Source organism: Microbacterium sp. Leaf203 (assembly GCF_001421275.1).
Classification (GTDB): Bacteria; Actinomycetota; Actinomycetes; order Actinomycetales; family Microbacteriaceae; genus Microbacterium; species Microbacterium testaceum_A.
Map to the genome: position 1 here is coordinate 1,680,745 of NZ_LMKF01000022.1, position 12,126 is coordinate 1,692,870.

Here is a 12,126-nt window from a genome sequence, read left to right on the forward strand (position 1 = left end):
TCGGACCCCGGATGCCGCGTCCCACCGCCGGGGAGGACGACTCCCCCCACGGGGGTATTCGCGAATGACCCGCCGGGGCGATCGCCCGGGGCCGCAGGAGGCGACAGACTGGACCGGTGAGCGCTCCCGAGACCACGATGTCCGCGCCGCGGGCGTTCCGGACCGCGCGTCCGTGGCTGGCCGACCTGGGCCTCGCCGTTCTCGTGGTCGGGCCCGCTTTCGCCCCGCTCCCGCTCGCAGAGCTGCGCCCCTCTCACCCCGTCGCCCTCGTGCTCGTCCTGCTGCCGGCGCTCGTCCTGCCGATGCGTCGCGCGAGACCGCGGCTCGCGCTCGCCGCCTGCGTCGCGCTGTACCTGGGGGCGCTCCTGCTGGGCACGCAGTCGCCGGGAGCGACCCTCGCGATGATCGTCGCGGCGTACACCGTCGCGCAGTGCACCGCACGCCGACGGTCGGTGCCCGCGATCCTCGCGGCGGTCATCGCCACGACGGCCACGAGCATCACCGTCTCGCTCGTCAGCGGGGTCGACACGCGCTTCCTGCAGGTCGGGCTGGCCCTGGCCCTCGCCGGAGCGATCGGCGACGCCGCGCGCTCGCGTCGCGCCTACGTCGAGGCGGTGGAGGAGCGGGCGCGACGAGCCGAAGAGACCCGCGAGGCCGAGGCTCGGCGCCGCGTCACCGAGGAGCGCCTGCGCATCGCGCGCGACCTGCACGACGCGGTCGCCCACCGGATCTCGGTGATCAGCCTGAACGCGGGGGTGGCGTCGTCGGCACTCGAGACGCGGCCCGAGAAAGCACGCGATGCCCTCGCCACCATCCGCACCACCTCGCGCGACGTGCTCGGCGAGATCGGGGCGATGCTCAGCGTGCTCCGCGCTCCCGACGAGGCCGCGGCGCGGGAGCAGCCAGGCCTGGCGCGTGTTCCCGAGGTGGTCGAGTCGGTGCGGGTGGCGGGGTGGGACGTCGTGGTGCGCGACGAGATCGGTACGGATGCCGAGGGCAGCGGCATCCCGATCGGAATCGGCATCGTGGCCTACCGTGTCGTGCAGGAGGGACTCACGAACGCGGTGAAGCACGGCACCACCCGTCGCGCGCACGTGCTGGTGCGTCGCGATGGGGACGTGCTCGAAGTCGTGGTGACGAACCCCCTGGATCGCATGCCAGAGCCCGCCGAGGCGCCGCCGACGTCGGGATTCGGGCTCATCGGCCTGCGCGAGCGGGTCGACGCCGTGCGCGGCGAGCTCGACGCCGGCCTCGCCCCTGGGGGCTTCCGGTTGGCGGCGCGTCTTCCCCTCCCCGCCCCCGTCCGATCGGAGACTGCCCCGTGACCACCGTGATCGTCGTCGACGACCAGTCGCTCATCCGCTCCGCCGTCCGCGACCTGCTGGACGCGGCCGAGGGGATCACGGTCGTGGGCGAGGCCGCCGACGGCGAGGCGGCGGTCGAGCTCGCCCGGCGCCTCCGCCCCGATGTGGTGGTGTGCGACATCCGGATGCCGCGGATGGACGGCATCGACGCCACCGCGGTGATCTGCGCCGACCCCGCCCTCGCCGACACCCGGGTGCTCATTCTGACGACCTTCGAGGAGGACGAGTACGTCGTCTCGGCGCTGCGTGCCGGGGCCAGTGGCTTCATCGGCAAGGGCGCCGAGCCGGACGGCATCGTCCGCGCCGTGCTCGCGGTCCACGAGGGCGGAGCGCTTCTGTCACCGACGGCGACGCGCGCGCTCATCGAGACCTGGGTGCGCGCGGCGCCCGCGCAGGTGGGCGCGCCACCGTCGCTCGAGGCGTTGACCGATCGCGAGCGTGAGGTGCTGCTGCTCGTCGCGCGCGGACGCTCGAACGATGAGATCGCGGGCGAGCTGTACATCTCGCCGCACACGGCGAAAACGCACGTCAAGAACACGATGGTGAAGCTCGGCGCACACGACCGCGCGCAGCTCGTGATCGCCGCGTACGAAAGCGGTCTGCTCCGCCCCGGCCGCTGACCACGCTCAGCGAGGCGAGACGGGCGCCTCAGCCCGCCGTGGCGGATAGTCGCGCAGTGAGATCTCGCGGCTGTCGAAGAGCCCTCGGCGCGCGCGAACCATGGTGACGCCGGAGCGGCGCAGGTTCTCGGCGACTTCCGCCGTCAGGGGTCCGTGGTGCGCCTTCTGCCAGCCGCCCGCCAGCGTGTAGGTGTGGGTCACCGTGCGGGGTCGAGTCATGGGTACCTCCTGAGGGAACCGTAGCGGCCGCAAAGCGCAGTCCTCTCAAATGTTTCGCACCCGTCATCTGCCGGTTTTCCGGCGTAACCCGGTCGGTCACGGTAGGGGCCGCTCGCGCGGCGCGGTCGATAATGGCGGAATGACCACCGCGCGCATCGTGATCCTGTTCGCCGTGGCCGCGATCGCCGAGATCGGCGGGGCATGGCTCGTGTGGCAGGCCGTCCGCGAGAACCGCGGGTGGTGGCTCGCGTTGCTCGGCATCCTGGCCCTGGGCGCCTACGGGTTCGTCGCGGCGCTGCAGCCCGAGGCGAACTTCGGGCGCGTGCTCGCGGCATACGGCGGAGTCTTCATCGCGGGTTCGTTGGCGTGGGGGATCGTCGTCGACGGTTTCCGGCCGACCGTGTGGGACTACGTCGGCTCCGCGGTGGCGCTCGTGGGCGCCGCGATCATCATGCTCGCACCGGTGCTGGCCGGGACGGATCAGGCGCCGAGCGCCTGAGCGCGCCTACGCTGGCGTCATGACGAATGCCGCCGATGGCTCGAGTCCGCTGCGCACCGTGCTCGCGAAGATCGACGCGGACGTACCCCTCAACACCCCGTAGCAGGACAACCAGGGCCACATCAGCCCGCGGCTCGACCGTCTCGAGGCGAAGCTCGCATACATGGCCGACTACATCGCCTTCCTCGAACAGCGCATCCAGTCTCTAGAGGGAAGAGTAGTTAGCTAGGCGAGATATTAGGCGGTTGTCAACCACCCCCCGCGACGACGGCCGCTCGCGGACACTTGGTTCATGCAGAACGAGAACACGCCTCACGAGGGCCTTGCCGACGACTTCGCCGATCTCGACACCGCGCGCCCCTTCGGGTCGTACCTGTCGGTGATCAACGGCGGCAACTAGTCGTCCGGAACCTCCGAGCGAGGTTCGCACGAGAGGGCCGGATGCCGACAGGCGTCCGGCCCTTCGTCGTTCACTTCCACCACCCAGAAGGACGGATGCCATGACCCCGCGCACCCTCGAGATCGACGGGGCGGCGATACATGGCATCCCGTCGCTCTACGCCGAACTGAACCGCGTGTTCATGCCCGACGAGGAGTGGACGCTGGGCGAGAGCCTCGACGCCCTCGACGACCTGCTGTACGGCGGGTTCGGGGTGCTCGACGGGGCGGAACCGGCGCTGGTGGTGTGGAAGCGGGCCGACATCGCGCGGGAAGCGCTGGGGATCGACGAGACGCGCGAGTACTACCGCGCGAAGCTCGCCCGGCCCGAGGTGTACTCCGCGGCGACCGCCCAGCGTGCTCTGGACGCGCTCGAGTCGGGCGTGGGGGAGACGTACTTCGAGCTGGTGGTGAGGGTGTTCCGGGATCACCGGAACATCGAGCTGGTGCTCGACTGACGGGGTCCGGCTCACCGCACGGTCTTGCGGGTGACGAGGGATCGGACCAGGGGCTCCGCGGCCACGGGGTAGAGGGGAGCGGACTCTCTCCGAGCGTCGAGCGGTCGCCACACGACGGGCACGACGGAACCGTCGGACTCGGTGAGGGTGCCGCCGTGCTCTGGGGGCAGGGGGTCGAGTCTGCCGGAGTAGAGCGCGATGATCTCATGACCCGCCTCGCCGTTGTAGCGGAAGAGGCTCTCGATCGTGTCGAGGTAGGTGAGGTCAGTGATGCGCGCGCCGAGTTCTTCCTCCACCTCACGGATGATCGCTTCGCGATGCGTTTCGCCGAACTCGACGCTGCCGCCGATCAGGCGGTGAAAGCCCCGCGGGTTCTCGTGCGTCGGTCCGTGGGCGCTCACGAGGTGAGCCCATGAATCGGGGTGGGGGACGAGGAGCATGGCTTTCACGCGGATGAATGACGCGTCCAGGGGCATGTCGTCATCCTCTCGCGCGCACCTGAGCAGGCAGTCTTCGTGGCGGGTTCAGCCCGTGAAGGGGATTGGGCCGGCGAGCTGAGTCGTGAGCGCGATGTGCTCGAAGATCCGCGAGCGAGTGAGGAACTCGACGCTTTCGGAGCCGCCCGCGGGAAGGGGAAGAGTGCTCGCGTAGATGTCATCGAAGTCTGCGGGCGCCGTCAGCGGTCCGTACGCCGCAGCCGCCTCGTCGTAAGGTGCGGAGTCGTAGATCTCTTCGCGCCACTCGGCACTGGTGATCTTGAGTCCGAGATGACGGATGCTTGAGCTCATTCCCGAATGCGGGAGTACCGGTACTGCAGCACCCGGTAGCCGCCTCCCGAGGCGACCACGATGTCCCCGAGGCCGGTTGCGAAGAGGGGAACCATATCCCGGTGGGGCAGATACCCTCCGACCATCTCCCGGTAGTAGTCGGGGTCGATGACCTTCAGAAATCCGTTGGCCGCTAATCCGAATCCGTGGATCTGCCACATTTCGAGCACGGCTTCTTCGAGGATTCCCGAGTACTTCTGCATCGTCGCGGCCGAGGTCGGGGCGATCGGTGTGAAATCTTCGAATGGCCGGAATGCCATGGTCATCCATCCCTGTGACTGTCTAGAAGGTCTCCGCCCGCCGATTCGGCGTCGGTGCCCGCCCGGAAAAGCTATCCCGCGAACGGAATCGGGCCGGCAAGGTGTGCGGTGAGCGCGATGTGCTCGAAGATGCGGACACGTGCCAGGTGCTCGACCCCCTCGGGGCCTCCCGCCGGGAGGGGCAGCAGTGGGGCGTAGATCTCGTCGAAATCGGCGGGGGAGTTCAGGGCGCCGTACCTCTCAGCGGCTTCGGCGTAGGGGGCGTAGCCCATGAATCTGTTGAGCCAGCTTTCCTGAGCCGCGAACAGTCCGATCATGTCCAGGCTCGATCCGACGCCACCGGTCGCGCGGGCGTATCTGAACTGCAGCACGCGGTACCTGTCGTCGAAGAAGACGACGACGTCGCCTAGCGCTGTCGCGAGGACGGGGACCATGTCCGGGCGGGGGAGGAACTCGCCGATCAGAGAGGAGTATCGCGCCGGGTCGACAACCCGCAGGAAGCCGTTGGCCGCGAGCCCGAATCCGTGAGCCTCCCAGAGCTCGACGAGAGCAGGCTCAACCAGGTTGCGGTATCGAGCGACGGTGACGGATGGAACGGCGGCGACGCGGACGAAATCGCGGAAGAGCTCGACGGGCACGTCAGATGTCGTCCTCGGCTCGTTCGTGCGCGCGCATGATGCTCTCGCTCTCAGCCGAGGTCGGACGCAGGTACTTCGCGTCCCGTCTCGTTGTCGAAGAAGCGGATCGCCCCTCGGTCTCGGATGATGGCCAGGTCTGTGCCCACCGGCATGTTGAGCAGCGGGATCACGGCCGGCTCGATAGCCGCGATCGTGTTGAAGGACGCCACCTCGAGGTTCGACGGGTCACCGAGATATGACTCGTCGTCGATCTCGGAGAAGAACCGCCACCCGTTGTCGGACGGGTTCGACGGAGCCTCGCGAACGGCCCATTTGAGGGGCGCGCTGCCGTCGAGGACGCGCCGGGACGCTATGGACGCTCCGGAGTCGCGGACGAATTCAGGAACGTTCGCTGACATATGTCTCCATTCGAGCAACAATGGCACCGCGGAAAGGAAGTTTCTTTGCGAAGGTGATCGGTGAAACCCCGTGGCGCGAAACCGATGTGAAGTCGGCGTATGGTTGCTCGAACCAAAGGTCGTATATCGGCTTCAGATCGTCATCACTGTACTTCATGTTGAGAACTTCGAGGAAAGGCACCCGCCCGTTATCGTCGCGAGCGTTGATGTCCGCGCCGGCGTCGATGAGGCGTCGTGCGAGGCGAGCGTCTTCGATCACGTCGTGCGAGACCTGACCGAAGAGGATATGGAGCGCCGTGGCGCCCCCGTTCCCCGAGGTATTGGCCGGAGCGCTTTGATCTAGAAGGAAGTTGCTCACCGCGTATCGGCTGGGCAGGTCCTTATTCTGAAGGGACATGAGCAAGAGGCCGCGTCCTTTGGGGTCGACCGCCTTAGCATCGCCAGGTGTGAAATCCGCGAAGAAATCGTCAGCGGATTTCAGATGAGCAGTAAGAAAGATATCCATTACTCGAACTTGTGACCTCTGTTGTTCGCCGGCAATTCTGGTCGATAATTCTCAGGCCTGTTGTACCAGTCCCGGAATTCAGCGGGAGTCAGTTTGCCATCCACGTAATCCAACCACATATCATGGTACTTCTCTTGTGGGATGTGGCCCATATCCCACACGCCTTTTCGTGGTTGGCCCGGAGTCCAATCGATGCGCGCACCCGTGTTCGGGTCGTAGACGTGCCCGTCAAAGGACTTCGCGCGTTCCCACACCTCTTCCACCACACCCTTCCTGAACGAGGGGCGCGATCCAGGTTTCAGATAGGGGCGGGCGTCGGCAACCGTCTCGACGACATGCTCGACCGTCGAGGCTCCCTTGCCGCCCCCGACCCACTTCGTCAAGAACTGCAGCGCCTTACCGGCCATGCTGCTGAGCTCCTCGACGAGCCCGCGCAGCTTGGTGAAGGCGTTCACGACGGTGGTGATGGTCTTGCTGATGCGCGGCACGAGCGCAGAGACCCGCGAACCGACCTGCGCGGCGATCACCGGCGTCGCGAGGCCGACCGTCGCGACCGCGGTGATCGCGGCCGAGATCGCCATGCCGACGATCTGACTGATCGCGTCTCGTACCAGGTCGTGGGTCATCTGCACGAGCGACGACGCCATCGACAACCCCGTCGAGATCGCCCCCGCCCACTGGCCCGACGTCGTCAGGTGCTGCGACAGCCCCTGCACGTGCGCGGTGTACGCGGTGATGGTCTCTCCCGACAGCCCGTCGAGGTCGGCGAGGCGGTTCTGGGCGGTGACGCCCAGTTCGTTCATGCGTGCGCCGACGTTGTTCCACGTGGCGGCGAAGGCCTGCACTTCAGCCGCGTTGCCGGTGAGGTCGTTCAGCCAGCCCTTGAGCGGTTCGATGTGGTCGAGCAGCCAGCCGAGACCGTTGGCGATCAGCGTGCCGATGGGGTCCATCACGGCGGCGACGGTGTCCATCGCGGCCGAGAAGCCGGCGATCCCGCCTTCGACCCAGTTTCCGCTCCGGATGGCGTCTGCCAGGGCCTGTCCATCGGTGACGATGAAGGCGCCCGAGAACGCCGAGGTCGTGTCGACGGGCGCTGCGACGAGAGAGGTGCTCATCCGAGGCCTCCCTCGAGACTCCTGGTCGCCTGGACCACGGCCTCTTCGTAGGCGTCGAAGTCGGCGACGACACCTTGCAACTCCTGGCCGGTGCGCTCGAGGACGCCCTCGGCGCCGTTGATGTGTTGCGAGACCGCGCTCGAGACGAGACCGACGGGTGGGACGATCCAGGCGCACATCACACCGAACGCCCCGCCGCCCAGATTCACGCTCTTCAGGGCGGCTGCCGCTTCGGCGGCGTCCGAAGCGAGCTGCTGCACGCGCGACGCGTGCTGCAGTATGACGTCGGCATCCATCCGGATCTGCGGGGTCATCGCAGGCCTCCTCGGCGCGTCACTCCGTCGTCTTCCTGGTCGGGAATGAGCTCCGCGGCCACGACGCCGACGATGGGGTCCGATTCGCCCATGATCTGGGTGGTCACTTCGAGGGTGCGGATGCGGGCGTCCTTCGTGGCCTTCGCGATCAGGTCCATCACCTCGGCGCTGACGCGGCGGCCTCCGCGCTCGAGCGCGGCGTCGGCGATGTCGAGGTCGTGGATGACCCCCGCCGCGTCCACCTCGACGGAGATGTCGCGGGTACGCGCCACCGCCTTCGCTCGGACCTCTCTGATCGCGGCTTGCAGGACCGGCAGCTTCTCGCCGCGTTCCTGCGCGCGACGCGTGTCTTCTTCGATCCGCCCGAGCGTTTCTTCCGGTGATCCGTACACGCTGTGCCCCCACCCGGGCCACGCGCGGTAGACGTTCCTCCACAGCGCGCGGCAATCGTCACTTATCCACAGACGAGGGTAGGTCGGAATACGGCTGAACAGGATGAGAATCGTCTCATCTCCGCTCCGGGGCCGGCTCAGTCGACGAGCGCCCCTCCCGCGCGCCAGTACCCCAGGAACGACACGCGCTCGCGCGGCATTCCGAGCTCTCGAACGAGCACGCGGCGTGAGGCGGCCACGACGGCCGCCTCCCCGGCGAGCCAGGCGTAATCGGCTCCGGCGGAACCCCAGGCGCGGACGGCCGCTTCTGTCTCGCCACGGGCGACCACGCGCACGTCGACGGCATCGCCGAGTCGGGCGACGGTGACGTCGTCTGCGGCGTCGCCGATCTCGACGATCGCGATGCCACGGGCCTGGGGCGGGAGGGCCGCCGCGATGTTGCGGACCGCGGGGATCGCGGTCTCGTCGGCGACGAGGAGGAACGTGCCGAGGACGGGCGGTTGCCAGTGGATGCCGTATCCCGTCCACCCGTTCCGCGCGTCGGGCCCGGTGATCACGACCGACTCGCCGACGCGCGCGGCGCGCGCCCACCGCGAGGCAGGCCCTTCGGGGGAGTGCAGGTAGAAGTCCACGTCGATCTCACCGGCGTCCGGACGGATCGCCGCGGGGGTGTAGGTGCGCAGGACGTTGCGCTCCGCGACCGGCAGCGCCTTCCAGCGCGTGTACCACTCGGACGGGTGCGGCGTCGGCTCGTCCAGCAGGCCGATGTCCGCGAGGCCTCCACCCGGCAGGGGCAGCACCAGCTTGATGCGCTGATCCACGCCCCACGGGGCGAAGTGATGCAGCGCGTCGCCGGCGAACGTGAGGCGCAGGAAGTTCGGTGACAGCGTCTCGCGCGCGCTGACCTCGACGGCGAAGGCGCTGTACTCCCACGGGCGAGTGAGGGGGGCGGTGATGTCAGGCACGGCGGCGGATCTCCGAGACGATCATGACGATGAGGTACGAGCCGCCCACCGAGACGGTGACGACGCCCACGGGAAGGGTGACCGGCAGGACGTGCTGGGCGACGGCATCGGATGCCAAGAGCACCAGCGCCCCGACCAGCCCCGAGAGGGTGAGCGACAACGATGGCGAACGTGCGAGGCGCCGCGCGATCTGCGGAGCCGCCAGCGCCACGAAGGCGATGGGCCCGGCGATCGCGGTGGCCGCGGCGACGAGCACCACCCCGATCAGCAGGGCGACGCTGCGCACGAGGTGCGGGCGCACACCGGTGGCGGTCGCGAGGTCGTCGCCGAGCTCGAGCTGACGCAGCGATGGGACGAGGGCGAACGCCGCGAGGGCGACGGGCAGCGCGCACAGCAGCACCCCGCCGAGCGCGTCGGCGGTCACGCCGTTGAGTGAACCGTGCCCCCACGCCGAGGCGAACATGGCGGTCTCGAGCTCGACCTGCAGCAGCATCCACGTGTTGAGTGAGGCGAGCATGGCCGAGACGCCGATGCCGACCACGATGAGCCGGAAGCCCTGGATGCCCCCGCGATACGCGAGCAGCCAGATGAGGAGGGATGCCGCGAGGCACCCGACCAACGCGCCCGCCGCCCGCGCGGGCCACGACGACGACACGAGCACGAGCGTGATCAGCATGCCCGTGAAGGCGCCGTTCGACAGCCCCAGGATGTCGGGGCTGGCGAGCGGATTGCGGGTGACCGTCTGGAACAGTGCCCCCGCGATCGCGAGGAGCGCCCCGAGGGTCACGGCGGCGAGCACGCGGGGCAGCCGCCACCCGACGACGACGGTGGTGTCGAGGGCCGTGCCGCTTCCGAGGAGCGCGCGGATCACGGCATCCGGGGCCACCGGGTAGGTGCCCCACCCGAGCGAGAGCACCGCGAGGGTCAAGATGGCGGCGACGGTGGCGGCTCCCACCACGACGTTTCGGGGACGCAGACGGACACCCGCGAGACGCGGCGGGCTCAGGACGGCGGTCACAGTGCGCGGGCCCTTCGTCGTCGCGCGAGCGCGATGAGGACGGGAGCGCCGACGAACGCGGTCACGATCCCAGCCGGCACCTCGGCCGGGGCGATGATCACGCGGCCGAGCACGTCGGCCAGCAGGACGACGATCGGTGCGGCGAGGGCGCTGAGGGGCAGGATGCGGCGCTGATCGGGTCCGACGATCCATCGCACGACGTGCGGCACCATCAGCCCGACGAACGAGAGGGGACCGACGAGGGCGGTCGCGGCTCCCGCGAGCACGGTCACCGAGGCGATGGATGCCACCCGCGCGGCCCCGACGCGCGTGCCCTGTGCCCGGGCGAGATCGTCGCCCAACGCCAGCGCATTGAGGGGACGGCCGAGGGCGAATGCCACGAGGAGTCCGACCACGACGAACGGCACCACCGGCACGATGACCTCGAGCCCGCGGCCGAGCAGCGACCCGGCGTTCCACCCGCGCATGGTGTCGAACGCGTCGGGATCGCTGAGCATCATGCCCGAGGTGACACCCGAGAGCACGGCTCCCACGGCTACCCCCGCGAGCACGAGGCGGATGGGGTCGGCTCGCCCGCGCCCCGCCGAGCCGACGGCCGCCACCGCGACGGTCACGACGAGCGCCCCCAGGAACGCGGGCCACACCAGAAGGAAAGAGTTCTGGATGCCGAAGACCGCGACCGTGAGAGCGACGGCGAACGCGGCCCCCGCGTTGACGCCCAGGATGCCCGGGTCGGCGAGCGGATTGCGCGAGAACGACTGCATGAGCGCGCCCGCCACCCCGAGCGCGGCGCCGGCGACGAGCCCGGCGATCGTGCGGGGGACGCGGAGTCCCTGCACGACGAAGTCGCTGTCGGGGGTGCCGGCTCCCGTGAGCGAGGCCCAGACCGCCGACCAGGGGAGGGGGTTCGCGCCCATCATGAGCGACAGCGCGATCGCGAGGGCGAGGACCGCCGCCAGGACGAGGGTTGCGGCGGCGGTCCTGCCGATGCGCGCGGGCCGGGCGGCGGGCGCCGCCTGCACGTGCGCGGCCGTCATTTCGCGGAGGCGAGGAAGGTCTCGATGTCGTCGAGCACCGACTGCGCGCCCTTGGGGCCGACTCCCGCGACCCACGTGCTCGTGTCGACGAGCGTCACGACGGGGAATGCCGCGGTGTTCTGCGCGATCGCGGCCGGGATCGTCGAGCGGTCGGCCACGTCGGTGGTTGTGACGAAGACGGCGTCGGCAGTGGCGCTGGCGATGTTCTCGGGCGAGATGTCGGCCTGCAGTCCGTCCTCCCACGCGTGGTCGGGGATCGTGTAGCCGACGCACTCGAGCAGGCTCCCGGCGAACGAGACCGGGCCGTACAGGCTCAGCGTCGTCTCATCGCGCGGGCGGATCATCTCGGCGGTCTTGCCTGCGAGCGAATGCGCGGCCTTGATCTCACCGCAGCGGGTGTCGACGGCATCCACCGCCTTCTTCACCTCGTCCTCGCGGCCGAGAGCCTCGCCGATGAGCGCCGCGTTGTCGCGCCAGGGATCGGCCTGCGTGGCGATGAACACCGTCGGGGCGATCGCGCTGAGCTGGTCGTAGAGGGCCGAGTGGCGGGATTCGGTTCCGAGGATCAGGTCGGGCTCGAGCGACGCGATCGCCTCGAGGTCGGGCTCGCTGACGGTGCCGACCGGCGTGACACCCTCGACGCCGAGGTAGCTCGGCACGCCCTTGACCATGTTGGCGACAGCGGCGCCGACCGGGGTGATGCCGACCGCGACCGCGGTGTCGAGCTCGAGCGGCTCGAGCGTGACCACGCGCTCGGGAGCATCGGTCACCGTGGTGGTGCCGCGGGCGTGCGTGACCTCGTGCGTCGCGGTGTCGGGGGAATCGGAGGGGGATGCCGCGCCACTCGCGCACCCGGAGAGCACGAGGGCGAGTCCGGCGAAGGCGGCGAGGGCGAGGCGGGAAGAGGGGCGCGAGGGCATGGCGAGATGTCCTTTCGGAAGGGGACGCCGTGGATCTAGGTTAGGCAAGGGTTACCTTACTAGAAGGCTGAGTGGGCCTCAGGGTGAGGTGACCGGCCTTCCGTGTCCGTGGGTCCTGATACGGTGATCGCCACACACA

General features: G+C 69.2%; 18 protein-coding genes. 4 read left to right on the forward strand and 14 right to left on the reverse strand.

Features of this window, described 5'->3' with window-relative positions; translation table 11 throughout:
• Nucleotides 1-116 precede the first annotated feature (116 nt).
• Together ASE56_RS09080 and ASE56_RS09085 are read left to right on the forward strand one after the other, a co-directional pair.
• Entirely contained in the window at nt 117-1,325 is a 1,209-nt protein-coding gene (locus tag ASE56_RS09080) for a sensor histidine kinase (RefSeq protein ID WP_082450361.1), read from the forward strand.
• Nucleotides 1,322-1,984: a response regulator transcription factor gene (locus ASE56_RS09085; RefSeq protein WP_056227547.1), complete on the forward strand. Its 663-nt coding sequence runs from the start codon at nt 1,322-1,324 to the stop codon at nt 1,982-1,984. The genes ASE56_RS09080 and ASE56_RS09085 overlap by 4 nt, the downstream gene beginning before the upstream one ends.
• 6 nt (nt 1,985-1,990) lie before the next feature.
• Here the strand turns inward: ASE56_RS09085 and ASE56_RS09090 are convergent, their stop codons facing one another.
• Nucleotides 1,991-2,203, reverse strand: a complete 213-nt coding sequence (locus ASE56_RS09090) for a hypothetical protein (RefSeq protein ID WP_056227550.1) — start codon at nt 2,201-2,203, stop codon at nt 1,991-1,993.
• A 139-nt stretch (nt 2,204-2,342) separates the two neighbouring features.
• Here ASE56_RS09090 and ASE56_RS09095 point away from each other — a divergent pair, with 139 nt between their 5' ends.
• The gene (locus tag ASE56_RS09095; protein ID WP_056227553.1) at nt 2,343-2,702 is read left to right on the forward strand and encodes a YnfA family protein; all 360 of its coding nucleotides are present in this window, start codon (nt 2,343-2,345) and stop codon (nt 2,700-2,702) included.
• Between the two features lie 500 nt (nt 2,703-3,202).
• A complete protein-coding gene (locus ASE56_RS09100; RefSeq protein ID WP_056227556.1) occupies nt 3,203-3,598 on the forward strand; it encodes a barstar family protein in 396 nt (131 codons plus the stop codon).
• A gap of 11 nt (nt 3,599-3,609) precedes the next feature.
• Here the strand turns inward: ASE56_RS09100 and ASE56_RS09105 are convergent, their stop codons facing one another.
• From ASE56_RS09105 to ASE56_RS09165, 13 genes are all read right to left on the reverse strand, one after another.
• Nucleotides 3,610-4,074 (reverse strand): NUDIX domain-containing protein, encoded by a 465-nt coding sequence (locus ASE56_RS09105; RefSeq protein ID WP_056227559.1) that lies wholly within the window; start codon nt 4,072-4,074, stop codon nt 3,610-3,612.
• A gap of 48 nt (nt 4,075-4,122) precedes the next feature.
• A complete protein-coding gene (locus ASE56_RS09110) occupies nt 4,123-4,386 on the reverse strand; it encodes a T6SS immunity protein Tdi1 domain-containing protein (protein ID WP_056227562.1) in 264 nt (87 codons plus the stop codon).
• Entirely contained in the window at nt 4,383-4,685 is a 303-nt protein-coding gene (locus ASE56_RS09115) for a GAD-like domain-containing protein (RefSeq protein ID WP_162234499.1), read from the reverse strand. Before ASE56_RS09115 ends, ASE56_RS09110 begins: the two co-directional genes overlap by 4 nt.
• 71 nt (nt 4,686-4,756) lie before the next feature.
• Nucleotides 4,757-5,323 (reverse strand): GAD-like domain-containing protein, encoded by a 567-nt coding sequence (locus ASE56_RS09120; RefSeq protein ID WP_056227567.1) that lies wholly within the window; start codon nt 5,321-5,323, stop codon nt 4,757-4,759.
• 50 nt (nt 5,324-5,373) lie between these two features.
• Nucleotides 5,374-5,721, reverse strand: coding sequence for a DUF2185 domain-containing protein (locus ASE56_RS09125; protein ID WP_056227570.1), 348 nt, complete (start codon nt 5,719-5,721; stop codon nt 5,374-5,376).
• On the reverse strand, nt 5,702-6,226 hold the full coding sequence (locus tag ASE56_RS09130; protein WP_056227573.1) for an ankyrin repeat domain-containing protein: 525 nt from the start codon (nt 6,224-6,226) through the stop codon (nt 5,702-5,704). The genes ASE56_RS09125 and ASE56_RS09130 overlap by 20 nt, the downstream gene beginning before the upstream one ends.
• A complete protein-coding gene (locus tag ASE56_RS09135; RefSeq protein ID WP_056227576.1) occupies nt 6,226-7,341 on the reverse strand; it encodes an HNH/ENDO VII family nuclease in 1,116 nt (371 codons plus the stop codon). The genes ASE56_RS09130 and ASE56_RS09135 overlap by 1 nt, the downstream gene beginning before the upstream one ends.
• A complete protein-coding gene (locus tag ASE56_RS09140; RefSeq protein WP_056227581.1) occupies nt 7,338-7,655 on the reverse strand; it encodes a hypothetical protein in 318 nt (105 codons plus the stop codon). Before ASE56_RS09140 ends, ASE56_RS09135 begins: the two co-directional genes overlap by 4 nt.
• A complete protein-coding gene (locus ASE56_RS09145; RefSeq protein ID WP_056227584.1) occupies nt 7,652-8,047 on the reverse strand; it encodes a YbaB/EbfC family nucleoid-associated protein in 396 nt (131 codons plus the stop codon). Before ASE56_RS09145 ends, ASE56_RS09140 begins: the two co-directional genes overlap by 4 nt.
• A gap of 137 nt (nt 8,048-8,184) precedes the next feature.
• Nucleotides 8,185-9,012: a siderophore-interacting protein gene (locus ASE56_RS09150; RefSeq protein ID WP_235556955.1), complete on the reverse strand. Its 828-nt coding sequence runs from the start codon at nt 9,010-9,012 to the stop codon at nt 8,185-8,187.
• Nucleotides 9,005-10,030, reverse strand: coding sequence for an iron chelate uptake ABC transporter family permease subunit (locus ASE56_RS09155; RefSeq protein ID WP_082450363.1), 1,026 nt, complete (start codon nt 10,028-10,030; stop codon nt 9,005-9,007). The genes ASE56_RS09150 and ASE56_RS09155 overlap by 8 nt, the downstream gene beginning before the upstream one ends.
• Nucleotides 10,027-11,067, reverse strand: coding sequence for an iron ABC transporter permease (locus ASE56_RS09160; protein WP_082450364.1), 1,041 nt, complete (start codon nt 11,065-11,067; stop codon nt 10,027-10,029). The genes ASE56_RS09155 and ASE56_RS09160 overlap by 4 nt, the downstream gene beginning before the upstream one ends.
• On the reverse strand, nt 11,064-11,987 hold the full coding sequence (locus tag ASE56_RS09165; RefSeq protein ID WP_056227587.1) for an ABC transporter substrate-binding protein: 924 nt from the start codon (nt 11,985-11,987) through the stop codon (nt 11,064-11,066). The genes ASE56_RS09160 and ASE56_RS09165 overlap by 4 nt, the downstream gene beginning before the upstream one ends.
• Between the last annotated feature and the right edge of the window lie 139 nt (nt 11,988-12,126).